The following is a 25,421-nucleotide window of genomic DNA, read 5'->3' as shown; positions in this document are numbered from 1 at the left end:
TTAGTGCATCCCGAAAAGATGTACGTTAATAAAATGGAATAGAGCGCATTTCGACCCTATTTAAAGGGCGTAATTCGTTCTGAAATAATCCTAAAAGGTTTGAAAATGCCTCCTTATCGTTCGCGTACTACCACCCACGGCCGCAATATGGCTGGCGCGCGCGGCCTATGGCGCGCCACCGGCATGAAGGATGAGGATTTTGGCAAGCCAATTATTGCTGTGGTGAACTCGTTCACCCAGTTCGTGCCGGGCCATGTGCATCTGAAAGATCTTGGCCAGCTCGTCGCGCGTGAAATCGAAGCGGCTGGCGGCGTTGCCAAGGAATTTAACACCATTGCGGTCGATGATGGCATCGCGATGGGACATGACGGCATGCTCTATTCACTGCCATCGCGCGAACTGATCTCCGACTCCGTCGAATATATGGTCAATGCCCATTGCGCTGATGCGATGGTTTGCATTTCCAACTGTGACAAGATCACTCCCGGCATGTTGATGGCGGCACTCCGCCTCAATATTCCAGTCGTGTTCGTTTCCGGTGGTCCTATGGAAGCCGGCAAAGTCGTCTGGGACGACAAGGTCAAGAAGCTCGACCTCGTGGATGCGATGGTTGCTGCTGCTGATGACAGCTACACAGACGATCAGGTCAAACAGATCGAGCGCTCTGCCTGCCCGACCTGTGGCTCGTGCTCAGGCATGTTCACCGCCAATTCGATGAACTGCCTCACCGAAGCGCTTGGTCTGTCGCTGCCGGGCAATGGTTCGACGCTCGCAACCCACGCCGACCGCAAGCGCCTGTTTGTGGAAGCCGGTCATCTGATCGTCGATCTCGCTCGCCGTTATTACGAGCAGGACGATGAAAACGTGCTGCCACGTTCGATTGCAAGCTTCCCGGCCTTTGAAAACGCCATGACGCTCGACATCGCCATGGGCGGCTCAACCAATACGGTTCTGCATCTGCTGGCGGCGGCACAGGAAGCCGAAATCGACTTTACCATGGCCGATATCGACCGTCTGTCGCGCCGCGTACCCGTACTCTGCAAGGTCGCTCCTGCCAACAACACGGTTCACATGGAAGACGTGCATCGCGCTGGCGGCATCATGGGTATTCTGGGTCAGCTCGATAAAGCGGGCCTCATCAATACAGCACTGCCGACCGTGCACAGCGAGACCATGGCCAAGGCACTCGACCATTGGGACGTCACGCGCACAAAGAGCGAAATGGTGCACAAGTTCTATTCGGCAGCTCCGGGTGGTGTGCCGACACAGGTCGCCTTCTCACAGGATCGCCGCTTTGACAGCGTCGATGCCGACCGCGAAACAGGCGTTATCCGTTCCAAGGAACACGCTTTCAGTCAGGATGGTGGTCTGGCCGTGCTTTACGGAAATCTGGCCGAAGACGGCTGCATCGTGAAAACGGCAGGTGTGGACGATTCCATCCTGAAATTCTCCGGTCCTGCGCGCATCTTTGAAAGCCAGGACACGTCCGTCCTTGCAATTCTGAACGGCAAGATCAAGGCTGGCGACATTGTGCTGATCCGCTATGAAGGCCCGCGCGGCGGTCCCGGCATGCAGGAAATGCTCTACCCGACCAGCTATCTGAAGTCGAAGGGCCTGGGTAAGGCTTGCGCGCTGATCACTGACGGACGTTTCTCGGGGGGCTCTTCGGGCCTTTCGATTGGTCACGTTTCGCCGGAAGCAGCCGAAGGCGGCACGATCGGTCTGGTACGTGAAGGCGATATCATCGATATCGATATCCCGAACCGCAAGATCCATCTGGCAGTTGATGATTCAACGCTGGCAGAACGCCGCGCCGAGCAGGAAGCAAGTGGCTGGAAGCCGCTGGAAGAACGCAAGCGCAAGGTTTCGACCGCGCTGAAAGCCTATGCTTCCATGGCAACCAGTGCTGCCAAAGGTGCGGTACGTAAGCTGCCGGATTGATAGGCACAGAAGACAAGCAAAAGCCCCGCACATGCGGGGCTTTTTCATTTTAGAAAGACTATTGTTATTGAAGCACCTTCGCCACCGCAGGCATCAGATCGTTCTTCACTGACTCCGGCGTAAACGGCCCAACATGCTTGTAGACAATTTTGCCGTCAGGGCCGACGAGAAAAGTTTCCGGCACGCCGTAGACGCCCCATTCAATGGCTGAGCGTCCGGCACGGTCGGCTCCGACAGCTGCAAACGGATTGCCGAGATCGCCCAGAAAGCGGCGCGCGTTTTCCGGCTGGTCCTTATAATTAAGGCCTACAACGCGGATGCGTTCATCCTTGGCGATTTCCATCAGCAACGGATGTTCCTGACGGCAAGGCACGCACCATGATCCCCAGACATTGACCAGTGTGAGCTTGCCGATAAAATCTTCGCTGTTGAGGCCCGGCACCAGCGCGCCATCGCGTGTCAAACCTTCAACGGCAGGCAGATTTGTTTGCGGCGCCTGCTTGCCGATCAACGCCGACGGGATGGTCGAGCTGTCCTTGCCGGACAGAAGCTGAAAGGCAAAAATCGCAGCCAGTCCGACAAAGATCAGCAGCGGCAGCAGCGCCACCCATGTACGGGATTTTTTGGCCGCATCGGTTTTCTGCACCGTCTCGGTCATTGCGCTGAACCTTTTGCGGAACGACGGCGCACGCCCTGCGCCTCAAGCCGTTTCAGCTCATTCTTCAGGATACGCTGATCGATCAATATCCAGCCAATGGTGACGGCAAGAGTCACCGTTGCGATGCCATAGGACGTTACAACAAAAGCCATGTGGCTCATTGCACTGCCTCCCCTTGGGTTTCAGTACGTTCTTTTTTCATACGGCTGCGGTCGGCATTGCGGGCTGCGAGCTTTTTCATCATGGCCACGCGACGGCGCCAGATTTCATTGCGCATCGCCATCATGTGCAATGTGAGGAACAGCAGCGTGAAGCCAATGGCCATCACGAAAAGCGGGCGCAGCATGGAGCCGTCAATGGTCGGGCCGTCCATACGGAAGACAGAAGCTGGCTGATGCAGCGTATTCCACCAGTCGACCGAGAATTTGATGATTGGAATATTGATGAAACCGACCAGCGTCAGAACCGCGACAGACCTGGCGCTCTTGGTTGGATCGTCCATGGCGCGCGACAAGGCGATAATGCCGAGATACATAAGAAACAGCACGAAAACGGAAGTCAGCCGCGCATCCCACACCCACCACGTTCCCCACATGGGTTTACCCCAGAGCGAACCGGTGGCCAGCGCCAAAGCCGTAAACATCGCGCCTAACGGGGCCGCAGCGCGGATGGAAACATCCGCCAGTGGATGACGCCAGACGAGGGTGCCTAGCGCGGAGATAGCCATGATCGTGTAACACATCATGGAAAGCCATGCGAAAGGCACATGGATATACATGATACGGACTGTAATGCCCTGCTGGTAATCCTCTGGCGACAGGAAAACCATATATAGCCCGACGGCTAGAAACAGGGCAGACAGAAGCCCAAGCCATGGCAAGACCTTGCCCGTAAAGGCCAGGAAGCGTGTGGGATTTGCCAGATCAAGCCAGCTTGTGGTTTTCGCGATGTCTTTCGTCATGCGCTATACTTAACCTCCCCCCGTATGCCGTTCAATTGACCGTAATCAACTGCGTCAATCCGCCAAACATTATAAGTTTGGAAAACCGGCTCCCGCTTTTCGGGATCACAATATTTTTGAGCATTATCCTACGCAAAACCGCTTCACACTTTTGCTGGAAAGGCTTTAGTCCGCCGAACTTTTTAATGAAGCCGCAGCTGCCAATGGCCCCAGAACCGCGAAAAACAAAGTGAGCGCACACAGAATAAGGAACGGTGCAAAAAAAGGAGCCACGGCATCTGTCGCCCCATAAGACGCAGACACGCCGAAAATCAGCACCGGAATAGTCAGTGGCAGCACAATCACCGAAACAAGCAGGCCGCCACGCGGCAAGGCTACAGCCAATGCTGCACCCACTGCCCCGATAAAGGCAATTGCAGGAGTGCCGACCAGAAGTGTCAGTGCAGTCGCAGCTGTCGCCGTTGCATCCATATTCATGAACAGCCCAAGCATTGGCGAAGCAATCACCAGCGGCAACACACTTGCCACCCAATGGGCCAGACATTTCACAAAGACGGTAAAAGCCAGCATATGCCGATCAGCGCCGATCAACAGCAGATCAAGCGAGCCATCCTCGCGGTCGGCCTGAAACAGCCGGTCCAACCCGAGAAGCGTTGCCAGCAATGCACCGATCCACAGCATGGCCGGGCCGATACGCGACAGAAGATTGAGATCAGGGCCGACGCCAAACGGCATTACCGAGATCACAGCGAGAAAGAACAAAATCCCAATCAGCGCGCCACCACCGGCGCGAAAACTCAGGCGCATATCTCGGATAAAAAGCGCCAGCATCACACAGCCTCAAGCGAATAGCTGGCCATATCGAGCGACTTGACGCCAATATTTCTTGCCAACGCTGTTTCGGACGGGAAACCAGCTTCTGAAACTGCTTCTAACCCCAGTGGAATATGCGTAGCGGCAATAACCAGCCCACCTTCTTGCATATGGTTGCGCATAAGCCCGGCAAAACGGGCCTCGGATGCTTTATCCAAACCAGCAGTCGGCTCGTCGACAATCCACAACGGGCGATGACTGACCAGCAGCTTGGCAATTGAAACGCGGCGCTTCTGTCCTGTGGAAAGATAGCCGAAAGGCAGATGCTCGACGCCGGGCAAATCAACCGCTTCCAGGGCTTCATCAATATCGAGGCGTGGCTCGCCATTGAACTTTTGCCAGAACAACAGATTCTCGCGCACGCTCAAGGCAGGTTTCATTGCATTCTGATGGCCGAGATAGTGACACGCCGCACGAACGGGAAGCGAGGTGCCTTCATCAGAAAGCGAGATTTCACCTTCTTCCAGCGCAAGAAGACCGCATATGATTCGCAGCAAGGTTGATTTACCGGAGCCATTGGGACCTGTGACCACAAGTGCTTCGCCCGAAGACAATTCGAAGGAAAGGGCAGAGAAGATCGTCTCGCCACCGCGCTCGCCCGCCAGATTTTCGGCCTCAAGCCGCATTTTCTCTCCTTAGAGCGCCGGGCGCTCTGCAAGGCGCACAAAAGGTCGCTCTAACAGTTAAACTTGCTGCATAGTTTTATCTTAAACTGATTCAAGTTTAAGAAATTATGCAATAGGCGCGTCCGGCAGGGGCTGAACACGGGTATCGCAACATTTCGCCGCAAGGGAGCAAATTCACGATATTCTGTCTGGAATCGTTTTAGGAAACTCTCTATATGAGGGCTACCATGCCAGCGGTCGGTGTGGAAACGAATTTTGGCCGATCTCAAAGACTTGGCGCTTGTAGGAGCACAGGTTTCGGGACGGACAGCGGAAATGACTGCACCCGCACCTTTAGCGCGTCCTTGAAACGCAGCGGAGGCGTTCGTCCTGGTTTTCCGGCCAGTAGCATGAAGGACGAACGAAGTGTCACACATTGACAGCTTTAAATGCCGCAAAACCCTTACCGTCGCCGGTAAGGAGTATGTTTATTACAGCCTGACCGAAGCCGAAAAGAACGGCCTCGAAGGCATCTCCAAGCTCCCGTTCTCCATGAAGGTTCTGCTCGAGAACCTGCTCCGCTTCGAAGATGACCGCTCTGTCAAGAAGTCGGACATCGAAGCCGTTGCCAAGTGGCTGAATGATCGCGGTTCGGCAGGCGCTGAAATCGCTTACCGCCCGGCACGCGTACTCATGCAGGACTTCACCGGCGTTCCAGCCGTTGTTGATCTGGCGGCAATGCGCGACGGCCTTAAGAACCTCGGCGGCGATCCGGAAAAAATCAACCCGCTGGTTCCGGTTGACCTCGTCATCGACCACTCAGTCATTGTCGATGAATTTGGTAATCCGCAGGCGTTCAAGGCCAATGTGGATCTCGAATACCAGCGCAATGGCGAACGCTACCGCTTCCTGAAATGGGGCCAGCAGGCGTTCAAGAACTTCCGCGTTGTTCCTCCGGGCACAGGCATCTGCCATCAGGTGAACCTCGAATATCTGGCGCAGGCTGTATGGACCAAGGAAGAAGACGGCGTGACCGTCGCTTATCCTGACACATGCGTCGGCACAGACAGCCACACAACCATGGTCAACGGCCTTGGCGTTCTTGGCTGGGGTGTTGGTGGTATTGAAGCGGAAGCTTCGATGCTGGGTCAGCCTGTTTCCATGCTGCTGCCGGAAGTTATCGGCTTCCGCCTGACCGGCAAGGTTAAGGAAGGCGTCACCGCCACCGATCTCGTGCTCACTGTCACCCAGATGCTGCGCAAAAAAGGCGTGGTTGGTAAGTTCGTTGAGTTCTTTGGTCCGGGTCTCGACAATATGACCCTTGCCGATCGCGCAACCATTGCGAACATGGGCCCTGAATATGGCGCGACATGTGGTTTCTTCCCGATCGACAAAGAAACGCTGAACTACATGAATACGACCGGTCGCGAAGAAGACCGCATCGCGCTTGTTGAAGCTTATTCGCGTGCACAGGGCATGTGGCGGGAAGCGGACAGCGCTGATCCGGTATTCACGGATATTCTCGAACTGGATATGAGTGAAGTCGTTCCGTCGATGGCTGGTCCAAAGCGTCCTGAAGGCCGCATTGCACTGGAAAACATCGGATCGGGCTTCGCAACCTCGCTTGAAACCGAATACAAGAAGACCACCGGCCAGACTGCGCGTTATGCCGTTGAAGGTGAAGATTTCGATCTCGGTCATGGCGATGTGGCAATTGCCGCAATCACCTCCTGCACCAACACCTCCAACCCAAGCGTCCTGATTGCAGCCGGTCTTCTGGCGCGCAATGCAGTTGCCAAGGGTCTCAAGACCAAGCCGTGGGTCAAGACCTCGCTTGCTCCTGGCTCGCAGGTTGTCGCAGCTTATCTTGAATCCGCTGGCCTCCAGAAGGATCTCGATGCACTCGGCTTCAACCTCGTTGGTTTCGGCTGCACGACCTGTATCGGTAACTCAGGTCCATTGCCTGCTCCGATCTCCAAGACGATCAACGAAAAGGGCCTGATTGCGGCTGCCGTTCTTTCCGGCAATCGTAACTTCGAAGGTCGCGTTTCGCCGGACGTTCAGGCAAACTATCTGGCTTCGCCGCCGCTCGTCGTTGCTCATGCGCTTGCTGGTACGGTCACCAAAGACCTGACCAAGGAGCCGCTTGGTGAAGATCAGGACGGCAATCCGGTATTCCTGCGCGATATCTGGCCTTCATCAGCTGAAATCCAGGAATTCATCGCCAAGAACGTTACCCGCAAGATCTTCTCTGAGAAGTATGCGGACGTGTTCAAGGGTGACGAAAACTGGCAGGCCGTTCAGGTTCCTGCTGGCCAGACCTATGCATGGGACGACAACTCGACCTATGTGCAGAACCCGCCTTACTTCGTGGGTATGGGCAAGTCGGCTGGTCAAATCGGCGACGTCAAGGGTGCGCGCATCCTCGGCCTCTTCGGCGACAAGATCACCACCGACCATATCTCGCCTGCTGGTTCCATCAAGGCACAGTCGCCTGCCGGCAAGTACCTCATCGACCATGGCGTCGGCATTGCCGACTTCAATCAGTACGGTACGCGTCGTGGCAACCATGAAGTGATGATGCGCGGCACCTTCGCCAACATCCGCATTCGCAACCACATGCTGGGCGAAAACGGTCGTGAAGGCGGCTACACCATCCATTACCCGTCGAAGGAAGAAACCTCGATCTACGACGCGGCTATGGAGTACAAGGCAGAAGGCGTTCCACTCGTCGTCTTCGCGGGCGTCGAATATGGCAACGGCTCGTCGCGTGACTGGGCTGCAAAGGGCACCAACCTGCTCGGCGTAAAAGCTGTGATCGCTCAGTCGTTCGAGCGTATCCACCGCTCCAACCTCGTTGGCATGGGCATTGTGCCTTTTGTCTTTGAGGAAGGCACAAGCTGGCAGACACTGGGTCTGAAGGGCGACGAAATCGTCACCATCGAAGGCCTTGCGGATGTGCGTCCGCGCCAGAAGATCGAAGCTTCGATCACTTATGCCGACGGCGAAGTGAAGAAGGTTCCGCTCATCTGCCGCATCGATACGCTGGACGAGCTCGACTACATGAAGAACGGTGGCATCCTGCAAACCGTTCTGCGCGACCTCGCTGCTTAATCAGCGAAGTCACAAAAATCGGAAGGCCGCCGGAGAAATCCGGCGGCTTTTTTCGCTTATAACCCTGAACGAATCATATCCCTGATTTTGACGGCTTTCTCAAAATGGTCGAGCTCATGGGTTTTTATCCACCATTCGGCAGCTTCCATAAGGAGCTCTGGGTCCGTATTTTTGTTGGCAAAGAAGGCATAGAACGAGATACCGACTGTATCGCCCTTCTTAGCAATCTTTTCACCGCAGATGGCGATGGCCTTTTCCCTCAAGCTCAGTCTCATTCTCAATCTGCCTTTTCTCAAAGCGACCAGCGCGCTACATTTACCACCAGAAGACGGGGTATCGCATTTGGGTATGCATATTGTAGTGAGATAAAAGAAACACCCTGTCTGCAAATCTCACTGCAACGTGAATTCCTATTGATCGTCGTAATTCCTACATAATAGATGTCAGCGTCAATTATTGCAGGATGAATCCAAAGTGACCTTCCATTCCCCCTTCAATGGGACAAATACATGGCTTTCCGGCGACTATGTGCCCGGTTTACGTGGTGTTTGTGCTGCTTTGGGGCTGGCGTTCACCGGTTGCCTGTCAATGCATGGCGTGGCGAAGGCTCAGGATAACAGCACGCGAACATCTGTTCTTGAGCTCTATACTAGTCAGGGCTGCGCTTCGTGCCCGCAGGCTGACAAGAATCTGGCAAAATATGCTGACGATGCCAATGTCCTGGCTTTGTCATTCCACGTTAATTACTGGGATTATATGGGCTGGCGCGACACACTCGCGTCTCAGGACAATACCGACCGGCAGAACGCCTATCGCAATTCCTTCAACGCCAAAATGGTCTATACGCCTCAGGCGGTCGTCAATGGCGCATCTGAAATGAATGGTGGCGACGCCGAGGTTGTGAAACAGCATATTGATGCGAGTAAGCTCAGCGTACCCGTTTCGATCAGGAAGCTGGACGATGGGCGATTATCTATTGAGATCGCTGCAGGTGAAAAGCCAAAGAAGCCAGTCCATGTCGTGGCGTTCTACCTGCGCGATTCGGTTACTATTCCGATCAATAAGGGTGAGAATGCCGGGCAGTCGGTCACCTATCGCAATACGGTGATGGACACCACCACGATTGGCATGTGGGACGGCCAGGCTTTGAAAATCGAGTTGCCTGCTTCCGAACTGACCCGCAAGGATGTAACAGGCTGTGCGGTGGTTTTGCAGGAAAACAACAGCGACAATGCGCTCGGACCAATTCTTGGTGCCGCTATATTCAAGCAGAAAAATCAGCTGGGGCTTTGAGGGCAGGTCTCCCTAAGATGGAAACCTGTTTCGGGCGAAAGACATGCATGAGAATGCAGCGTTAAAGCGCGGCACGTCCCAACGTTCTGTTTTAGCCTGCATCGGAATGCGTTCTCAACACCCGAAAGCAGCAGCAATTGCGCTTCGTGAGAGCTTTCATTTTGCAGTTTGTGGGAATTTCGCATCTGGCTGAGTGGCTAGGCCAATGAAAGTTGGTTCGGCTCGGGCAGTCCTTTGGGCGGGGGGCTTGGGGTCGGACATACCCGAACCGAACCGTCTCAGGCAACATCGTGATGCTGACGTCATAATCAGGCCGGAATGCGAAGTTGACAAGGCCAAAATGTGGCTGCCGATCACCATTGAGAACAGCTTTTCTCTTTTCGTGAACAGCTAATATACAACTAATTGGGGGTCGTTTCTTTGCTCATCCTGTCGAAAGGCGACAGCAAGAGGCACATGATCTTGCAATCATTTTACAAAAGCATCACCTTACTGTCATGAGCTGATTTGATCGGTGCTCCCCTGTTCCCTTTACGATCAACTCTTTGCACTCATGAACTCATGGCACTCCTGACGGCGAAAGGAAGAACATGGATATACCAAGCGCGGCGAATGAAGATAAGTCTTTGCATTCGCCCTCTCATCCATCGACGGCGCCAAAAGTTGTCTCCTTGGGGCAATCGCGTCCGCCATCCCCTACCATCAGTTTTGACAGACACGAACTTGGCAAGATCCTGAACATTTATGGCCGTATGGTCGCGACAGGTGCCTGGCGCGACTATGCCATTGACCATCTGGCCGACAGAGCGGTGTTTTCGATTTTCCGCCGAGCCAGTGAGGTTCCGCTGTTCCGCGTGGAAAAGAACCCCAAGCTCGCACAAAAGCAAGGCGCTTATTCAGTCATCGCTGCAAGCGGCCTCGTCATGAAGCGCGGCCATGAACTAGAGCGCGTGCTTCGTGTCTTCGATAAAAGCCTCAAGCTGGTCGATAATTGATCAGCTAGAGCATCGGCCCAAAAATCGGAATCAATTTTTGGAAAGCGCGATGCGTAGATTCAATGAGTTAGAGCGTGTTTTGTGCGTCCGAAATGACGCACAGCGCTCTAAGCGGCACGTCACCCGGATCGACTGTGCAGCCGCCATTGAGCGGCAGTTGCATAAGGACCGTATCGAGCCAGCGTCCATGTTTGAAGCCTGAGCCCTGAATACGCCCGCTATGGATGAAGCCGAGGCTCTCATGCAGCTTCACCGATCCTATATTGTGCTCGCCATCACCAATCACTGCCAGAAGCTGTCTGAAGCCCAGTGCGATTGCCCGCCTGATGAGTTCGCCAAGTAACAGCTTGCCGAGGCCTTTCCCCTTCGCATCCGGTGCGATGTAGATCGAGTCTTCCGCAAGCCAGCGATAAGCAGGCCGGGTGCGGAAGTAACTGATATAGGCATAGCCCAGCACCACCCCATTCTCTTCCGCGACAAGAATTGGAAAGCCCTGTTCGACAAACGCGTCGAAGCGACCTTTCATCTCTTCAATGGCGGGTGGCTCAATTTCATAAGAACCAGAACCATTCAGGACCGCCTCGGTATAGATTGCGGTAATGGCATCAATATCAGTGGGCTGAAAATCGCGAATATGGGGCATGGCTTTAAGGGGCACTTGGGGGACAAGAGTTGGTTTCAGATTAGCTACCGCATAGTTTCGACGGTTTGGTCGCACGGCGCTCTAACCAACATGCCTCGAAGACACTTGATTGAAAAGCAAAAAGGGCAGCGTTTCCGCTGCCCTTTCGCTTAATTCAATTCCAGACTGATTAGTCGCGGTTACCCATGAACTGCAGCAGGAACATGAACATGTTGATGAAGTCGAGGTAGAGACGCAGCGCGCCCATTACGATCTTGCGGCCCTGCGTGTCCGAAGCATCACCTTCGTAGTACATTTCCTTGATCGACTGCGTGTCGTAGGCGGTAAGACCTGCGAAGATCAGAACGCCGATCACCGAGATTGCAAACTGCAGCGCGGTGGAGCCAAGGAAGATGTTGACGACGGAGGCGATGATCAGGCCGAACAGACCCATCATCAGGAACGAGCCCATTGCCGACAGGTCACGCTTGGTCGTGTAACCGTACAGCGACAGCGCGCCGAAGGAAGCAGCCGTTACGAAGAATGTGCGCACGACGCTCTGTCCGGTATAGACCAGAAAAATCGACGACAGCGACAGACCAACGAGAGCTGCATAGCCCCAGAATACGGCGTTAGCGGTCGAAACCGACAGACGCTCGATACGGAAGCTCAGGAAAAATACTGCTGCGAGTGGTGCAAGCATGACCACCCAGCGCAGCGGAGATGTGTAAAGTGCTGCACCAAGTGCAGTAAGCATCTTACCGTTTGCCATCTGCGCAACAGCAGCAGACGGGTCAGTGGTAACTGCCAGAGACGCGACGGCGAATGCAGCAAGGCCGGTAACAGCCAAGCCGATAGCCATCATGTTGTAGACGCCCAGCATGTAGCTGCGCAGCCCCTGATCAATGCTTGCATCAGCGCGAGCGCCGCCTACCGGCCTCTGCTGCGCCTGAATATTGCGAAAGTCAGCCATGACTTAAATCCTCTTGCCTTGTCCCGTCCGGTGTCGGGGCTTGGCTCATTTCGAGCCGCTCCCAGGCGCCGCTGGCGGGACCCCAGCATGCCTGCGTTTATTATGGGCATTTCAGAGCTTACGTACAAGTACTACCTGTAAAAAATCGTGATAAGGCAGCTTGAGAACTGAAACGCATTCTCCATGCTATCCAATCATTTAGCCGGGATTTAGCCCATTTATGGCCTCAACATTACAAATGGTTCATATGGTGCGCAACACGGTTGCGGGCTTCTGACCCAACACCCGCCATGTTCCAGCAAGGCCGAAACCAACGGTGAGGACCAGCGCAACCGCGACTGTCATCAGAGCCACATCCGGCAGGAATTGCGCTTTGAGCTTCATCACTTCCACCACCACATACCAACCGGCAGCGCTTCCAGCGACCAGCGCAAAAATTGCAGTCGCGAGCCCAAGCAGCATATATTCAACGATATAGGCTGCAATCAGCGTACCGCGCGTGGCACCCAGCGTTTTAAGCACAACTGCATCATGAACGCGTGCGCGATTGCCTGCCGCCAAAGCCCCGCCAAGCACGAGAATAGAAGCCGCAAGTGCTATGGATGCAGCTGCGCGGATTGCAGTTGCGAGCTGACTGATCAGATCATTGGCGACATCAAGCGCATCCGTCACGCTGACGGTGGTGACTGCCGGCCAGGTTTTCGTGACCTGTCGCAGCACATCAGGCGCAAGATTCTTCTGACCATCAGGAATGGTCAATGTGGCAAGCCATGTGGCAGGCGCTCCGGCGAAGGTATTGGGTGAAAACACCATGACGAAATTCATCGCCAGAGTTTCCCACTGTAACTGTCGGAAACTTGCGATCCTGGCATTGATGTTACGCCCAAGCACATTAACCGTGACGGTGTCACCAAGCTTCAAGCCAAGCTCCTTCCCCTCGCGTTCAGCAAAGGACACCAACGGTTCGCCGCTATAGTCTGTTGGCCACCATTCGCCTTCCGTAAGGGTCGAATTTTCGGGCACCTTGTCAGCAAAGGTAATGCCGCGGTCGCCCCGCAACACCCATGCAGCTTCCGGCGGAATGGTCATGTCGCGCACATTGGTGCCGTTAAAGGCCACGATACGTCCGCGCAACATGGGACCCGAGGTCAGTTTGCCGTCCGGCACAATTCCACTGACCAGCTTAGTGAAGTCACCGATATCCTTATTCTGAATATCGACAAAGAAGAAATCCGGTGCCTGTGCAGGAATATTCTCAGTAACCTGACGACGCAGATTACCGTCAATCAGAGCAATCGCCACCATCAGCGTAAGACCGAGGCCGAGCGACAAAACCACCGACGGCGTCAACGCGCCGGGACGGTGAATATTGCCGACAGCGAGACGAACGGCAGTTGAACTTACACGCGGCGCACGGCGGGCGAGCCAGCGAATGCCATCTGCGACCAACCGCAACACGCCAAAGGCCGCAATTGATGACACGATGAAGATAGCCGCAATCCGTCGGTCATAGGCGACGTAAAGTGCCAGCCCTGCAAGGGCCGCAATCAGCACGACAGCAAGGCTCAGATAAAGGAATGGCGGCAAGCCGCGTTGCTCAAAGCCCTGTTCGCGAAAAAGTGCCGTAGCCGGAATATTACGGGCGCGGCCCAAAGGTATAATTGCAAAGGCCAGCGTTGTGATCAGACCGAAGACTGCGGCGAGTGCAAGCGCATCCGGGAAGAAACCACCGCCCCCTGCAACGGGGAGATAATTGGCGAGCGCTGCTGCAGCCGCAAAAGGCATGATCGCTGCCAGAATCAATCCGATAGCAATGCCTATGACGCCGATCACCATGATCTGCACCAGATAGACCAGCACGGCAAAACGCGCAGGCGCACCCAATGATTTGAAGGTCGCAATCACACCACGTTTGCCGTCGAGATAAGCGCGAACGGCATTGGCCACGCCGACGCCACCCACTATCAGGGCGGTCAGCCCCACCAGTGTCAGGAACTGCGAGAAGCGTTCGATATTGGCGCTCAATGACGGCGCAGCATTGGCACGCGAACGTATATTCCAGCCTGCATCCGGGAAATCGGTACCCGCCCTCTCACGCAATTGCGTGATTGCGGCATCCGTCGCACCATCTGGCAATGCAACCTTGTAGATATGATCGACAAGGCTTCCGGGCTGGATAAGCCCCGAAGCGCGTAAGCCATCTAATGACACCAGAAAACGCGGCGCGAAATTAAAACCCGACGACAGGAGATCGGGTTCGCTTTCAATCAACGCGCGCAGTTCAAATGTTTCGGAGCCAAGCAGTACTTTCGCACCCAGCGACAGGCCCATGCGATTGAGAAAATCCTGACTGACAGCAGCGCCATAAACGCCATCCAGCTGTTTGGTCATATCTGCAAGTGACTGCTGAGGCTGCACTTTCAGCTCACCGTAAAGCGGATAGGCGGCATCCACCGCCTTTACCTCAACCAGCGACTGATCGGTGCCGTCGGGTATGCGCGCCATAGAGCGCATGGTGGCGCTTTCAGCAAAACGGCCCTGCTGCTCGATAAAGGCACGCTCTTCAGTGCTGGCCTCACGTTGATTGAGAGAAAAACTGAGATCGCCGCCGAGAATGCTCTGGCCTTCCGATGCGATGCCGGTGCTCACTGAACGCGCAACGGAGTTCACACCACCAATGGCTGCCACACCCAACGCGATACAGGCGAGGAAAATATAGAACCCGGACAAGCCACCGCGCATTTCACGTAAGGCAAAACGCAGCGCGAGAGAAAAGGACTTCGTAAAACTCATGCGCCAGCCGCCGCCTTTTCGAGGATCACGGCATCAGCAGCAGACACCTCAATACGTCCTGAGCGCACCGGAATTTCATGATCACAGCGTGCGGCCAGAGAGGGGTCATGTGTGACCAGAACCATGGTCAGTCCGTTTTCACGCTGCTTGGAAAAAAGGAGATCGGTAATCTGACGCCCTGTGGCCGTATCAAGATTACCCGTCGGTTCATCTGCAATCAGAATTTTCGGCGACGGCGCAAGCGCACGAGCTATCGCCACGCGTTGCTGCTCACCGCCCGAAAGTTCTGAAGGGTAATGCGTGAGACGTTCACCAAGGCCGACAGCGATCAGCTCTCGTTCGGCCACTTCAAATGCATCCTTGCGCCCGGCAAGTTCCAGAGGCACGGCAACATTTTCCAGCGCAGTCATGTTGGGAATGAGGTGGAAGGACTGGAACACGATCCCGATATTGGCACCGCGAAAGGCTGCGGCCTGATCCTCAGTCATCTTGCTGATTGTTTCGCCCGCAATCTTCACACTTCCGTTATCGACATGTTCGAGACCCGCCAGAACCATCAAAAGTGTAGACTTGCCCGAACCCGATGGACCGACGATGCCAACTGACCGTCCTTGCGCGATGGAAAGTGAAACGCCCTTGAGCACATGCACCGATGATGCCGCATGTCCAAGGGTCAGATGAACGTTCTCAAGTTCAATAATCGGGGGAGCCACCTGTTCCGTCACGCGTTTTTCTTCCTATATGAATATTCAAGAAGCTGAGCGCGCCACAAAATTGAACTTGTTTTGCGCCAGAAATTGAAGAGAAGTTCGAGGAGAAGTTCTTCGGGCGATATTCCTACCTTGTTGCTAGATATGGGTTGCTGACAATGCGTTTCAAACTCTCAATCCCGGCATGGCTGTCGATTTTTGCGATAGTTGCATCTTTTCTTGCCACAAGCCTGCCTGCTGCACGCGCTCAGGAAGAGCCGACAGGACTCGAAGACGCATTGCCAACCGAGCAACTTGCGCAGGTGAAGATTGTCGGCTTCGGCGATAGTTTGATGGCGGGGTATCTTCTGCCTTCCAATGCAGCCTTCCCCCAGCAGCTTGAAAAAGCCCTCGACGACAAGGGCTATGAAGTCAGTATCGAAAATGCTGGCGTATCCGGCGATACCACTACCGGCGGCCTTGCGCGCATCGACTGGTCAATCCCCGATGGTACGGATCTGGTGATTTTGGAGCTTGGCGCCAATGATGCGCTGAGGGGCATTTCACCTGACATTACCGAGAAAAATCTCGATGAAATGCTGTCGCGTCTCAAAACACGTGGCATCTCGGTAATCCTCGCAGGCATGATGGCCCCGCCCAATATGGGCAAGGATTACGCCGACAAATTCAATCCGATCTACCCCAGGCTCGCCCAGAAATATGGCGTACCGCTCTATCCATTCTTCCTTGAAGGCGTTGCCGCACAAAAGGAACTACAGCTGGAGGATGGCATGCATCCCAATGAAAAGGGGGTTGAAACCATGGTTGCGAAGTTTTTGCCAATGATCGAGAAAAACCTGAAAAACCCACAAAAGTCGGGGACATCCGGCGGTTGAGATAGCGGGGCGAGATAAACAGCTTGCTCCCGCGAGCGAAGAATGATTCGCTAAGCTTCGCATCGGCACAAAAATCAGATTCGATTTTTGCTAAGCGCGATGCGAAGACACTCTAACTCAGAGCGTCCTTTACGTGTTCTCCGGGACGCATGGCGCTCTGATGTTGAACGATTCGAGGAGGATGCCTTATGCCGCGTCTCTTTACTGCCCTCGAAATCCCGCGCGACGCCGCGCTTTCGCTCTCGTTATTGCGAGGCGGTCTACCCGGCGCACGCTGGATTGATGTCGAAAACTACCACATAACCTTGCGTTTTATCGGAGATGTGGAAGGCCACGTGGCCGACGAGATTGCCAATGCGCTTGATCGCGTAAGGCGTCCCGAATTCATGCTCAACTTATCAGGTGTCGATGCTTTTGGCTCCAAAAAGCCACACAGTATCTATGCGGGTATATCCCCCTCGCCTGAACTCAACGCATTGCAAGGCGAAATCGAACGCATCTGCCAGCGGCTTCACATTCCTGCCGATCCACGCAAATTCACACCGCATGTGACTTTGGCACGGTTGAGAAATGCTCGCATCGACGATGTGGTGCATTATCTCTCTTCACGCGGCAACTTCTCGACGCTGCCCTTCAAAGTGGGTCGCTTCGTGTTGATGTCCTCACGTGATTCTGTTGGTGGCGGGCCTTATGTCGTTGAAGAAGCGTGGCCTTTGATGGCGGCATCACGCCAGAACTGGTCGGCCAACGCATTGGACGATGCCAGAACCATCCGGTAAACCTCTTCGAAATCCCCGATCTGACCATAATAGGGATCGGGGATTTCAACCGGCTTGCCTTCGGCAATCTCGGTGAATAATCCGACACGGGCAGTTGCGTTTGCAGGCTTTCGTTGGCCGATCATTCGCATATTGTAGTGATCCATACCCAGAATGAGATCAAAGCGTGTGAAATCATCCGCTGTCAGCTGACGGCAGCGTTGGGCTGAGATAACGAGGCCATGAACTGCGGCAACGCGGATCGAACGATCATCGGGTTCTTCTCCGGTGTGATAGCCATTTGTGCCTGCCGAATCGATCAGCACATGGTCAATTCTGCGCTGTTTCAGCACGTCGCCCATTACACCTTCTGCAAGCGGCGAACGGCAGATATTGCCTGCACAGACGAACAGAATGCTTGTTGGGATAATACTGATCGGGGTAGAATGGGGCACGGAACTCTCGCGGCTATGTTAAGATGATATAAGAAACCCAACATAGGCAAAAGACGATGGCACGCAACAGGCTAACGAGTGAACAACTGAAAGAAGCGCTGATCGAGCTTGAAGGCTGGCAGAAAGTCGATGGGCGCGAAGCAATCTACAAGAGTTTCAAGTTCAGGGATTTCAACGCGGCGTTCGGCTTCATGACCCGCGCAGCACTTTATGCTGAAAAGCTCGACCATCACCCCGAATGGATCAACGTCTATAACCGCGTTGATGTCACGCTTTCGACCCATAGTGAAGATGGCATCACAGAGCTTGATATCAGGCTCGCTCGCAAAATGAATTCATGCTCCTGATTCTTCTCAAACCTTTGAAATATAAACAATTACCGTCTTCTTCTGAAAGTTGAAGCTGCCATCGCGATTCCTGCACGAATACGGCAATACCTTCGTCAGATCGATCTGCTCGTTCCAGTTTTGCCCCAGAACACCACCATTCACGCTTCGGATACAGACGTCGCCAATGGCAATGGCGGAATGGAATATGTTCCCGGCTCTGACGTCGTAAAAGCCGATTGCCCGCCCATAAGGGAGTGCCGAATAACCATTCCACCGCTCTCCGGCTTTGAAGTTCAGCAATGGAATCCAGTTGTGGCCAGACGTCCCGCGCAAGGTGTATTCGGAGATACCCGCTCCCAGCAAAAACCGCATATAAGCGGTAATATCGTAACAGATACCGTCCTTTACATCGATATTGACCTGATCGCTAATATCCTGCGCTGCGGCCAGCTGATGGCCGCGATAGAACTGGCTTGACCGGTCGGTGCGTACAAAATTTTCGCCATAGCCGGTTAGATGCATAGAAAATCTCCATTTAATCCGATCGGGCAGATCGCGAACCAGCCCCCCGATCTGGCTGGAATCCATATTCTTGTGATTTGGCAGGCTTGGTGAAGCTGACGGTTCTTGCAGGGGGAGGACGGCACCCAATCTTGAAAAATGCTCGTAATATTCCCATCTGCGTTATCGTCATGTCGTAGATAACTATGTCTCAGATAACCGACTGACAGGAGTTTGAGCGAAGATGGATAGCGTCAAGATTGATGAAATCCTCGAACCCGGTGATGAAGGCGGTTTCAACAATCGCAGCGAGCGGGTGAAAAAGGGTTTCTGGAAGACCGCACGCCGTGCCGGTCGCATGATTCCGTTCATGGATGAGGTCGTGGCTGCCTATTATTGTGCGCTCGACCAGAACACGCCGACGCGCGTGCGCATGACGCTGATGGCCGCACTTGCCTATTTCGTTATGCCCTTTGACGTGATCCCGGACATGCTGGTTGGCATTGGTTTTACAGATGACATTGCCGTGCTGATGGCAGCATTGACTGCCGTGCGGACACATATCACTCCCGCCCATAAAATTGCGGCCCGTGAAGCCCTGCGCGACGAGGAGGAGGCAGCTTAAAGCGCCTCTACCCTTCACATTTTTGTTATGGGTCAGCATCACGATGATGATGCAATGACGCGATATGACAAACTCTTGCCGCTTTCTTTTGGATGAAGTTGGCATCGGGATCGTGGGGGCTTAGGTCTGCCCGTTCAAGTTTTCTTTCAAAACTTCACCGTTTGGTAACCCAGATTAAGGCACATTAAGGGTCACCAAACGGGACGGCGTGTTGAACGGCGACATCCCGATATTCGACTTTGAAGCAAACGAAAGAGAACCGGTAAAAAAACATGCTTGGAAAATCGATCGTCGCGGCTTCGGTGTTCACGATTGCAATGGCGGGCTCGGCTCTCGCCCAGACACCGACCCAGATTAAGCAGTTCGACGCCTGGGGCGCCTATAGCTATCAGTCAGGCAATGGCAAGGTTTGCTATGTCCTGTCCGTTCCGACGCAAAAAGCGCCAGCCAATGTTGATCACGGCGACAACTTCTTCCTCGTGAGCCAGAAGCCAGGACAGAACATCAGCTTTGAACCACAGTTTATGGCGGGCTATGAGCTGAACGCCAATGCGAATGCCAAAGTTATTGTCAGCATTGGAAACCGCAATTTTACAATGTTCGTCAACGGCAAATCCGGCTGGATGGAAAATGCCGCCGAAGAGCCACAGCTGATCGCAGCAATGCGTGGCGGTTCGGACATGAAGGTGCAGGCACAGTCCAAGCGCGGCACCAAGACCAATTACACCTATTCGCTCAAGGGCATTTCGGCAGCACTCGCAGCCATCCAGAAGTGCAAATAAGACAATCGGTTTGAGCTGAAGCGTGACCCGCTTTAGCTATCTTTTTTCAAGCATGCCGTTATCGGAAAACCGGTTCCCACTTTTCCGCGACATGCTCTAATTGACAAGCCGGGGCCCAGCCCCGGCTTTTCTTTTTCATTCCCGGACTTATCATCCTGCATAACAGCTAAAACATACTGCAGGATGACGGATCGAATATTGTGTGCTATGTCCCCGCGCAACAGGGCTCGCATATTTGAATGATCGAGCCCATATATCCATGCAATTGGCCCAGATGACGTGGCGAAGACGAACTGGCGAAGCTTATCAGCGCGCTTATGTGGTCGCCCCTAACAGTTGAAAACAGATGTCCATTTCGTTCGACTTAACCATTGATGATACGCGCGACCAGCTTGCCCGCCACATGCGCGCAAATATGGAGCAAAAGCCGTCGCTCATCGGCATGTCGCGTGAAGAAATGGCTGATGAGCTGATCAAGGTCGGCGTGACGCCAAAGCAGGTCAAGATGCGTATTGCGCAGCTCTGGCACTGGCTCTACGTGCGTGGCGTATCCGACTTTGCGGACATGCGTAACATTTCCAAGGATTTGCGCGCTCTGCTGGCGCAGCATTTCACCATTTCGCGTCCGGAAGTCGTTGAAGAACAAATCTCGCAGGATGGCACGCGCAAGTGGCTGTTCCGTTTTCCGCCGCGCGGGGCTGGTCGTCCGGTCGAAATCGAATGCGTTTATATTCCTGAAGAAGGTCGCGGCACGCTGTGCATTTCTTCGCAGGTTGGTTGCACCCTCACCTGCACCTTCTGCCATACAGGCACGCAGAAACTGGTTCGAAATCTGACATCAGAAGAAATTCTGGCTCAGTTGATGACCGCTCGTGACCGGCTTGGCGATTTCCCGGACACCAATACGCCTGATGGTGCTATCGTGCCAGCAGAAGGCCGTAAGATCACAAACATCGTCATGATGGGTATGGGCGAACCGCTTTATAATTTTGAGGAAGTGAAGAAGGCCCTGCTGATTGCTTCCGATGGCGATGGGTTGGCACTTTCCAAACGCCGTATCACGCTATCGACCTCCGGTGTTGTGCCGGAAATCTATCGCACCGGCGAAGAAATCGGGGTTATGCTGGCAATTTCGCTGCATGCCGTGCGCGACGAGTTGCGCGACCTTCTGGTTCCGATCAATAAAAAATATCCGCTGGAACAGCTCCTCAAAGCCTGTCGCGAATATCCAGGCTTGTCGAACGCCAAGCGCATCACCTTTGAATATGTGATGCTTAAGGACGTTAATGACAGCATGGAAGACGCTAAGCTTTTGGTAAAACTGCTTCGCGGTATTCCGGCCAAGATCAATCTGATCCCGTTCAACCCATGGCCCGGCACCAACTACCAGTGCTCGGATTGGGAGCATATTGAACGCTTCGCTGATTATGTGAATGCGGCAGGCTACGCCTCACCGATCCGCACGCCGCGCGGCCGTGATATCCTTGCTGCATGCGGTCAGTTGAAGTCGGAATCAGAGCGCATGCGCAAAACAGAACGTCTGGCGCTCGAAGCCATGATGATTGCCGGACACGGAGATTAAGCGCGGTTGACCGACACGTTCGATTATATAACTCGCTTCTTCGTTATCTGTTTCGGCTATTGCTGTGCGGTTCTCGCTGCAGGATATTTTCTTGCGGCGGTTCTTTACGGCCAGTTCGACCTCAACGCGTTGCTCCGGCACGATGTTGATGGTACCGCCGCTTTCAATCCCTTTGTTGGAAATTGGGGTTCTGAAGGTTTTCAGGCTGCACTGCACTTGGGTGGATTCTTCTTTGCAGGCATTGCAGGCGCGTTCAGCTTTTTCCCAGCACTTGGAATGGTCATCTATAGTGAGAGCAAGCCTGTAACATCTTCGCTTTTCTATTGCGTAGGTGGACTGCTGATCAGCTTGTTTGCCATGATCTCAATCGGCCTTTTCACATGGCAAATGGAACCGATCGATTCATTCTCTGTCATGCTTTATACCACCGTCGCATGCTCTGGCATTGTTGGCGGCTTCGTTTACTGGCTGATTGCCGGCCGCAAAGCCGGGCGATTGTTAGCCCGCCCGGCTGAGTAAATCTTACTTCGCCTGTGCAGTGATGATCTTCAGCGCGAAAGCTGAGAACACGCCAGCAAAAAGCCAATCCACAATCCGTGTGACCTTTGGGTTCTTCTTGAGAAGGCCAGCAAATCTGTCTGCTGCAACCACCATGGGAATGGTGAAAGGCAGCGCCAACGGAATGAATGACAGGCCAAGGAAGAACAGCTTTCCCATCGCATGTGGATCATGGGCTGAAACAAACTGCGGCAGGAACGTCATATTGAACAGAATGATCTTCGGATTGAGCAGATTGATGCCAAGTCCGGTCGCCCAGTTCTGAACCAGCGTGTGCTTCTTGCCACCATTCTTTTCGGGCGAGAATGCCGAGCCTTTGCGAATGGCCTGCACCGCAAGCCAGACGAGATAGACCGCACCGACCACTTTCAATGCCGTGAAAGCTGCGGGCGAAGCGAGAATGAGCGCGGAAAGCCCCAGCGCCACCATGCTCGTGTGCACAACAATGCCAGTGCTGGCACCTGCCATACAGGCAAAGCCAGCGGCCTTTCCCTCAGACAAGGCACGACCGACAAAAAGCGTCATGTCAGGGCCAGGCGTGATAGATAAAATTGCGGTAGCAATCACGAACTGGACGAATATGGTCCATTCGGGAATGAAGGTCAGGTTTGTCAGAAAAGACATCTAAAGAGACTCCGAGAATTCGCGGCAAGCTAACGCGAATTCATTTGCGCCGCCATAGGATTTTTTAAGCGTATGCGACCCATCCGCGATAAGTGAAAGACGCATAGAAAAGGCTCACATTTTTGAAGCCTGCGTCACGTATCAGCGCTTCATCCTGTTGAGGCGTGAGGATGTGAAGGCGCTCATTGATTGTCGTGCTCGCCTTCATTGCACTTGCTGGATCGACACCAGAATCACTGAGAAACGCAGCATAGCGCGATAGCCATAATGCTCTCTCTTCGGCATCGCCTTGCTCAAAACTAAAATGCGTCATGATGAACGGCGCGCCCGGCTTCAAACGGCGATGCACTTCCGCCAGCGCTTGCCTGCGCATATCCGTGTCGAAAAAATGCATGGTCAGCAGACAGCCCCCTCCATCGAACGGCCCCTGTGATGCGCTGTCTATATAGCCTTCGTGGAAATTCACACGCGACGCATTCGGCCCAAGATTTAAGCGAGCCAGTGCCAGCATTTCAGCAGACGGATCGACGCCTTCAAACGTCCAAAGCGGATGGTTTTCAGCAAAAAGCTTGAGCTCAAGCCCACCGCCTGCCCCTAACACCAGAATGCGCGCATCAGCGGGTGCACATTCGGCAAGCAACAAACGCGTCATACGCTGCATATCGTGAAAACCCGGTACAGCTCTCGGCGGCCCTTCAGCATAGCGTGCCACGACCTGCGGATCGGAAAATGGATTGCTCGTCTCTCTCATGTAACTTTTATAGTTACAAATACAGACACCCGTCAAGACAGCCAGCTCCAATGGAAAATGCTTTCTTTTGCCGTCAAAGCGCCATCTGACTTGCACGCGGCTTAGCAACTGATAAAAGAACTGCAACATCCTGTTCTACGGCCTATCGGGCCTCATCGCATCAGACGGAAGTGAACTATGAGCAAGTGGAAAGACGTCAAGAAAGTCGTTCTCGCCTATTCGGGCGGTCTCGATACCTCAATCATCCTGAAGTGGCTGCAGACCGAGCTTAATGCGGAAGTCGTGACCTTCACTGCCGATCTCGGCCAGGGCGAAGAACTTGAACCAGCACGCAAAAAAGCTGAAATGCTGGGTATCAAGGAAATCTTCGTTGAGGATGTGCGCGAAGAATTCGTGCGTGATTTCGTCTTCCCGATGTTCCGTGCAAATGCCGTCTATGAAGGCGTCTATCTGCTTGGCACCTCGATTGCTCGCCCGCTCATTTCCAAGCATCTGATCGAGATTGCCAGGAAGACCGGCGCTGATGCCATTGCACATGGTGCAACTGGCAAGGGCAACGATCAGGTTCGCTTTGAGCTTTCCGCCTATGCGCTGAACCCGGATATCAAGATCATCGCTCCATGGCGCGACTGGGAGTTCAAGAGCCGTACGCATCTGCTCGAATTTGCTGAACAGCATCAGATTCCAGTTGCCAAGGACAAGAAGGGCGAAGCGCCATTCTCCGTCGATGCAAACCTGCTGCACTCATCATCCGAAGGCAAGGTTCTGGAAGATCCTGCTGTTGAAGCTCCGGAATATGTGCACATGCGCACGATTTCGCCTGAAACGGCTCCCGACAAAGCGACGATCATCAAGATCGGCTTTGAAAAGGGTGATGCTGTTTCCATCAATGGCGAACGTCTTTCGCCTGCAACCCTGCTTGCCAAGCTCAATGATTATGGTCGCGATAACGGCATTGGTCGTCTCGACCTTGTTGAGAACCGTTTCGTCGGCATGAAGTCGCGTGGCGTTTATGAAACGCCAGGCGGCACGATCCTGCTGTCAGCACACCGCGCCATCGAATCGATCACGCTTGACCGTGGTGCAGCGCATCTCAAGGATGAGCTGATGCCGCGTTATGCGGAGCTGATCTATTACGGCTTCTGGTTCTCGCCAGAACGTGAAATGCTGCAGGCCGCTATCGATCTCAGCCAGCGCCATGTCGAAGGTGAAGTCACGCTCAAGCTCTACAAGGGCAATGTGATTGTAACCGGACGTGAGAGCGACAAGTCGCTTTATTCCGACAAGCTCGTCACATTTGAAGACGATCAGGGTGCTTACGACCAGAAAGATGCGGCAGGCTTCATCAAGCTCAATGCACTTCGTCTGCGGACTCTGGCTGCGCGCGACCGCAAGTAAGCCGTTCCAGTTCAGACAAAAGCCCGCCAACAGGCGGGCTTTTTCAATTCAAGTTCAATTCAGGGGCGCCCGCGAGACACATAGACATGAGGCATGAGATTTTGTTTCTCTATCTGGCCCTGCCCGCGTGCATTCTGTTCGGAATTTACCTGCTGATCCGCTGCATTCCCATCCTGTGGGGAATGATTATGCCCGCAATTCGCCACCGTTTTCCAGCTGATAGCCAACCGCACATCTTTTATTTGCTAAAAGCAGGGCGATACACGATCAGCATCGTGTTTCCACCTCTCACCGTTCTCACCGGAACGGCTTATTTCTCAGCGCAATTCGCTATCAAAGCACGCGCGTCTGGCACCCTGGTTCCCTATCACTCCACAAGCCGTTCTCTGCTCAGCGTCAGACGCACAGATATGCGCGGCTATGCTTCTCACGCCTTGGGCAATTTCGATTGCAACGCGCCGGGTGATTACGAGATTACCTGTCTTACCCCGGAAAAAATCAATACGAATTTCCAGCTGGAAATATCACCCCACATTTCCTTTCTGAAACTCGCGCCTGTCATTTTGGGAACCATTCTTGCAGCAGGCATGAGCATAGGTGGAACAATTGTTTCACTGCTTTGGATGGCTGGCAGAATTGGATGAC

Annotated in this window: 27 protein-coding genes; 13 read left to right on the top strand and 14 right to left on the bottom strand. The window is 53.9% G+C overall.

From position 1 onward, the window contains the following. Positions 1 to 105 precede the first annotated feature (105 nt). A complete protein-coding gene (ilvD, locus tag CEV32_RS19225) occupies positions 106 to 1,941 on the top strand; it encodes a dihydroxy-acid dehydratase (RefSeq protein WP_094578712.1) in 1,836 nt (611 codons plus the stop codon). Positions 1,942 to 2,005: 64 nt separating this feature from the next. On the opposite strand, the gene CEV32_RS19220 is transcribed toward ilvD, so the two are convergent. The 5 genes from CEV32_RS19220 to ccmA all read right to left on the bottom strand — a co-directional run bounded on the left by CEV32_RS19220 (position 2,006) and on the right by ccmA (position 5,059). Further along, complete coding sequence (locus CEV32_RS19220; RefSeq protein ID WP_094578711.1) at positions 2,006 to 2,599, bottom strand: DsbE family thiol:disulfide interchange protein; 594 nt, start codon at positions 2,597 to 2,599, stop codon at positions 2,006 to 2,008. Beyond that, a complete protein-coding gene (ccmD, locus tag CEV32_RS19215; protein ID WP_094578710.1) occupies positions 2,596 to 2,760 on the bottom strand; it encodes a heme exporter protein CcmD in 165 nt (54 codons plus the stop codon). The genes CEV32_RS19220 and ccmD overlap by 4 nt, the downstream gene beginning before the upstream one ends. Next, positions 2,757 to 3,560 (bottom strand): heme ABC transporter permease, encoded by an 804-nt coding sequence (locus CEV32_RS19210; RefSeq protein ID WP_094578709.1) that lies wholly within the window; start codon positions 3,558 to 3,560, stop codon positions 2,757 to 2,759. The genes ccmD and CEV32_RS19210 overlap by 4 nt, the downstream gene beginning before the upstream one ends. A 165-nt stretch (positions 3,561 to 3,725) precedes the next feature. After that, complete coding sequence (gene ccmB / locus CEV32_RS19205; RefSeq protein WP_094578708.1) at positions 3,726 to 4,391, bottom strand: heme exporter protein CcmB; 666 nt, start codon at positions 4,389 to 4,391, stop codon at positions 3,726 to 3,728. Further along, a complete protein-coding gene (ccmA, locus tag CEV32_RS19200) occupies positions 4,391 to 5,059 on the bottom strand; it encodes a heme ABC exporter ATP-binding protein CcmA (RefSeq protein WP_094578707.1) in 669 nt (222 codons plus the stop codon). Before ccmA ends, ccmB begins: the two co-directional genes overlap by 1 nt. Before the next feature lie 405 nt (positions 5,060 to 5,464). Here ccmA and acnA point away from each other — a divergent pair, with 405 nt between their 5' ends. Continuing rightward, a complete protein-coding gene (acnA, locus tag CEV32_RS19190; protein WP_094578706.1) occupies positions 5,465 to 8,152 on the top strand; it encodes an aconitate hydratase AcnA in 2,688 nt (895 codons plus the stop codon). A 56-nt stretch (positions 8,153 to 8,208) separates the two neighbouring features. On the opposite strand, the gene CEV32_RS19185 is transcribed toward acnA, so the two are convergent. Then, a complete protein-coding gene (locus CEV32_RS19185; RefSeq protein WP_094578705.1) occupies positions 8,209 to 8,427 on the bottom strand; it encodes a DUF6500 family protein in 219 nt (72 codons plus the stop codon). 283 nt (positions 8,428 to 8,710) lie between these two features. Here CEV32_RS19185 and CEV32_RS19180 point away from each other — a divergent pair, with 283 nt between their 5' ends. Next, the gene (locus CEV32_RS19180) at positions 8,711 to 9,445 is read left to right on the top strand and encodes a DUF1223 domain-containing protein (protein ID WP_094579171.1); all 735 of its coding nucleotides are present in this window, start codon (positions 8,711 to 8,713) and stop codon (positions 9,443 to 9,445) included. 590 nt (positions 9,446 to 10,035) lie between these two features. Then, entirely contained in the window at positions 10,036 to 10,440 is a 405-nt protein-coding gene (locus CEV32_RS19170) for a DUF2794 domain-containing protein (protein WP_094578703.1), read from the top strand. Between the two features lie 67 nt (positions 10,441 to 10,507). On the opposite strand, the gene CEV32_RS19165 is transcribed toward CEV32_RS19170, so the two are convergent. From CEV32_RS19165 to CEV32_RS19150, 4 genes are all read right to left on the bottom strand, one after another. Continuing rightward, positions 10,508 to 11,083 (bottom strand): GNAT family N-acetyltransferase, encoded by a 576-nt coding sequence (locus CEV32_RS19165; protein ID WP_094578702.1) that lies wholly within the window; start codon positions 11,081 to 11,083, stop codon positions 10,508 to 10,510. A gap of 169 nt (positions 11,084 to 11,252) precedes the next feature. Further along, positions 11,253 to 12,035 carry a Bax inhibitor-1/YccA family protein gene (locus CEV32_RS19160; RefSeq protein ID WP_094578701.1) on the bottom strand — a complete coding sequence of 261 codons (783 nt, stop codon included), beginning with the start codon at positions 12,033 to 12,035 and terminating at the stop codon, positions 11,253 to 11,255. 243 nt (positions 12,036 to 12,278) lie between these two features. After that, the gene (locus CEV32_RS19155) at positions 12,279 to 14,828 is read right to left on the bottom strand and encodes an ABC transporter permease (RefSeq protein WP_094578700.1); all 2,550 of its coding nucleotides are present in this window, start codon (positions 14,826 to 14,828) and stop codon (positions 12,279 to 12,281) included. After that, positions 14,825 to 15,553: an ABC transporter ATP-binding protein gene (locus CEV32_RS19150; protein ID WP_094578699.1), complete on the bottom strand. Its 729-nt coding sequence runs from the start codon at positions 15,551 to 15,553 to the stop codon at positions 14,825 to 14,827. Before CEV32_RS19150 ends, CEV32_RS19155 begins: the two co-directional genes overlap by 4 nt. Before the next feature lie 143 nt (positions 15,554 to 15,696). Here CEV32_RS19150 and CEV32_RS19145 point away from each other — a divergent pair, with 143 nt between their 5' ends. Both CEV32_RS19145 and thpR read left to right on the top strand, forming a co-directional pair. Next, a complete protein-coding gene (locus tag CEV32_RS19145; RefSeq protein WP_094579170.1) occupies positions 15,697 to 16,413 on the top strand; it encodes an arylesterase in 717 nt (238 codons plus the stop codon). Between the two features lie 188 nt (positions 16,414 to 16,601). After that, positions 16,602 to 17,192 carry an RNA 2',3'-cyclic phosphodiesterase gene (thpR, locus tag CEV32_RS19140; RefSeq protein ID WP_094578698.1) on the top strand — a complete coding sequence of 197 codons (591 nt, stop codon included), beginning with the start codon at positions 16,602 to 16,604 and terminating at the stop codon, positions 17,190 to 17,192. On the opposite strand, the gene CEV32_RS19135 is transcribed toward thpR, so the two are convergent. Further along, complete coding sequence (locus CEV32_RS19135) at positions 17,102 to 17,626, bottom strand: low molecular weight protein-tyrosine-phosphatase (protein ID WP_094578697.1); 525 nt, start codon at positions 17,624 to 17,626, stop codon at positions 17,102 to 17,104. The two genes, thpR and CEV32_RS19135, sit on opposite strands and share 91 nt — an antisense overlap. Positions 17,627 to 17,682: 56 nt before the next feature. Between CEV32_RS19135 and CEV32_RS19130 the strand changes: the two genes are divergently transcribed. Continuing rightward, complete coding sequence (locus tag CEV32_RS19130; protein ID WP_094578696.1) at positions 17,683 to 17,973, top strand: 4a-hydroxytetrahydrobiopterin dehydratase; 291 nt, start codon at positions 17,683 to 17,685, stop codon at positions 17,971 to 17,973. Between the two features lie 6 nt (positions 17,974 to 17,979). Here CEV32_RS19130 and CEV32_RS19125 read toward each other — a convergent pair whose 3' ends face one another. Next, positions 17,980 to 18,477, bottom strand: a complete 498-nt coding sequence (locus tag CEV32_RS19125) for a hypothetical protein (RefSeq protein WP_094578695.1) — start codon at positions 18,475 to 18,477, stop codon at positions 17,980 to 17,982. Positions 18,478 to 18,700: 223 nt separating this feature from the next. Here CEV32_RS19125 and CEV32_RS19120 point away from each other — a divergent pair, with 223 nt between their 5' ends. From CEV32_RS19120 to CEV32_RS19105, 4 genes are all read left to right on the top strand, one after another. Then, positions 18,701 to 19,081, top strand: coding sequence for a YkvA family protein (locus tag CEV32_RS19120; protein ID WP_094578694.1), 381 nt, complete (start codon positions 18,701 to 18,703; stop codon positions 19,079 to 19,081). A 272-nt stretch (positions 19,082 to 19,353) separates the two neighbouring features. Continuing rightward, positions 19,354 to 19,863 carry an invasion associated locus B family protein gene (locus tag CEV32_RS19115; protein WP_094578693.1) on the top strand — a complete coding sequence of 170 codons (510 nt, stop codon included), beginning with the start codon at positions 19,354 to 19,356 and terminating at the stop codon, positions 19,861 to 19,863. Between the two features lie 346 nt (positions 19,864 to 20,209). Beyond that, the gene (gene rlmN, locus CEV32_RS19110; protein WP_094578692.1) at positions 20,210 to 21,445 is read left to right on the top strand and encodes a 23S rRNA (adenine(2503)-C(2))-methyltransferase RlmN; all 1,236 of its coding nucleotides are present in this window, start codon (positions 20,210 to 20,212) and stop codon (positions 21,443 to 21,445) included. Between the two features lie 6 nt (positions 21,446 to 21,451). Then, positions 21,452 to 21,964, top strand: coding sequence for a hypothetical protein (locus CEV32_RS19105; RefSeq protein ID WP_094578691.1), 513 nt, complete (start codon positions 21,452 to 21,454; stop codon positions 21,962 to 21,964). Between the two features lie 3 nt (positions 21,965 to 21,967). Here the strand turns inward: CEV32_RS19105 and CEV32_RS19100 are convergent, their stop codons facing one another. Next, entirely contained in the window at positions 21,968 to 22,627 is a 660-nt protein-coding gene (locus CEV32_RS19100; RefSeq protein ID WP_094578690.1) for a LysE family translocator, read from the bottom strand. Between the two features lie 64 nt (positions 22,628 to 22,691). Next, positions 22,692 to 23,378: a class I SAM-dependent methyltransferase gene (locus CEV32_RS19095; RefSeq protein ID WP_094579169.1), complete on the bottom strand. Its 687-nt coding sequence runs from the start codon at positions 23,376 to 23,378 to the stop codon at positions 22,692 to 22,694. Between the two features lie 177 nt (positions 23,379 to 23,555). On the opposite strand from CEV32_RS19095, the gene CEV32_RS19090 reads away from it, so the two are divergent. Further along, the gene (locus CEV32_RS19090) at positions 23,556 to 24,776 is read left to right on the top strand and encodes an argininosuccinate synthase (protein WP_094578689.1); all 1,221 of its coding nucleotides are present in this window, start codon (positions 23,556 to 23,558) and stop codon (positions 24,774 to 24,776) included. Positions 24,777 to 24,862: 86 nt separating this feature from the next. Further along, on the top strand, positions 24,863 to 25,420 hold the full coding sequence (locus tag CEV32_RS23845; RefSeq protein WP_208620874.1) for a hypothetical protein: 558 nt from the start codon (positions 24,863 to 24,865) through the stop codon (positions 25,418 to 25,420). Position 25,421: the final 1 nt, after the last annotated feature.

Source organism: Brucella rhizosphaerae, from assembly GCF_002252475.1.
Lineage (GTDB): Bacteria > Pseudomonadota > Alphaproteobacteria > Rhizobiales > Rhizobiaceae > Brucella > Brucella rhizosphaerae.
This window is presented reverse-complemented; position numbering and strand designations above follow the sequence as displayed.

Bases quoted from the DNA above. Each gene is read 5' to 3' on its own strand.
- ilvD (WP_094578712.1), top strand. From the start codon at position 106: ATGCCTCCTTATCGTTCGCGTACTACCACCCACGGCCGCAATATGGCT.
- CEV32_RS19220 (WP_094578711.1), bottom strand. From the start codon at position 2,599: ATGACCGAGACGGTGCAGAAAACCGATGCGGCCAAAAAATCCCGTACA.
- ccmD (WP_094578710.1), bottom strand. From the start codon at position 2,760: ATGAGCCACATGGCTTTTGTTGTAACGTCCTATGGCATCGCAACGGTG.
- CEV32_RS19210 (WP_094578709.1), bottom strand. From the start codon at position 3,560: ATGACGAAAGACATCGCGAAAACCACAAGCTGGCTTGATCTGGCAAAT.
- ccmB (WP_094578708.1), bottom strand. From the start codon at position 4,391: ATGCTGGCGCTTTTTATCCGAGATATGCGCCTGAGTTTTCGCGCCGGT.
- ccmA (WP_094578707.1), bottom strand. From the start codon at position 5,059: ATGCGGCTTGAGGCCGAAAATCTGGCGGGCGAGCGCGGTGGCGAGACG.
- CEV32_RS19185 (WP_094578705.1), bottom strand. From the start codon at position 8,427: ATGAGACTGAGCTTGAGGGAAAAGGCCATCGCCATCTGCGGTGAAAAG.
- CEV32_RS19170 (WP_094578703.1), top strand. From the start codon at position 10,036: ATGGATATACCAAGCGCGGCGAATGAAGATAAGTCTTTGCATTCGCCC.
- CEV32_RS19165 (WP_094578702.1), bottom strand. From the start codon at position 11,083: ATGCCCCATATTCGCGATTTTCAGCCCACTGATATTGATGCCATTACC.
- CEV32_RS19160 (WP_094578701.1), bottom strand. From the start codon at position 12,035: ATGGCTGACTTTCGCAATATTCAGGCGCAGCAGAGGCCGGTAGGCGGC.
- CEV32_RS19155 (WP_094578700.1), bottom strand. From the start codon at position 14,828: ATGAGTTTTACGAAGTCCTTTTCTCTCGCGCTGCGTTTTGCCTTACGT.
- CEV32_RS19145 (WP_094579170.1), top strand. From the start codon at position 15,697: ATGCGTTTCAAACTCTCAATCCCGGCATGGCTGTCGATTTTTGCGATA.
- thpR (WP_094578698.1), top strand. From the start codon at position 16,602: ATGCCGCGTCTCTTTACTGCCCTCGAAATCCCGCGCGACGCCGCGCTT.
- CEV32_RS19130 (WP_094578696.1), top strand. From the start codon at position 17,683: ATGGCACGCAACAGGCTAACGAGTGAACAACTGAAAGAAGCGCTGATC.
- CEV32_RS19125 (WP_094578695.1), bottom strand. From the start codon at position 18,477: ATGCATCTAACCGGCTATGGCGAAAATTTTGTACGCACCGACCGGTCA.
- CEV32_RS19120 (WP_094578694.1), top strand. From the start codon at position 18,701: ATGGATAGCGTCAAGATTGATGAAATCCTCGAACCCGGTGATGAAGGC.
- CEV32_RS19115 (WP_094578693.1), top strand. From the start codon at position 19,354: ATGCTTGGAAAATCGATCGTCGCGGCTTCGGTGTTCACGATTGCAATG.
- rlmN (WP_094578692.1), top strand. From the start codon at position 20,210: ATGTCCATTTCGTTCGACTTAACCATTGATGATACGCGCGACCAGCTT.
- CEV32_RS19100 (WP_094578690.1), bottom strand. From the start codon at position 22,627: ATGTCTTTTCTGACAAACCTGACCTTCATTCCCGAATGGACCATATTC.
- CEV32_RS19095 (WP_094579169.1), bottom strand. From the start codon at position 23,378: ATGAGAGAGACGAGCAATCCATTTTCCGATCCGCAGGTCGTGGCACGC.
- CEV32_RS19090 (WP_094578689.1), top strand. From the start codon at position 23,556: ATGAGCAAGTGGAAAGACGTCAAGAAAGTCGTTCTCGCCTATTCGGGC.
- CEV32_RS23845 (WP_208620874.1), top strand. From the start codon at position 24,863: ATGAGGCATGAGATTTTGTTTCTCTATCTGGCCCTGCCCGCGTGCATT.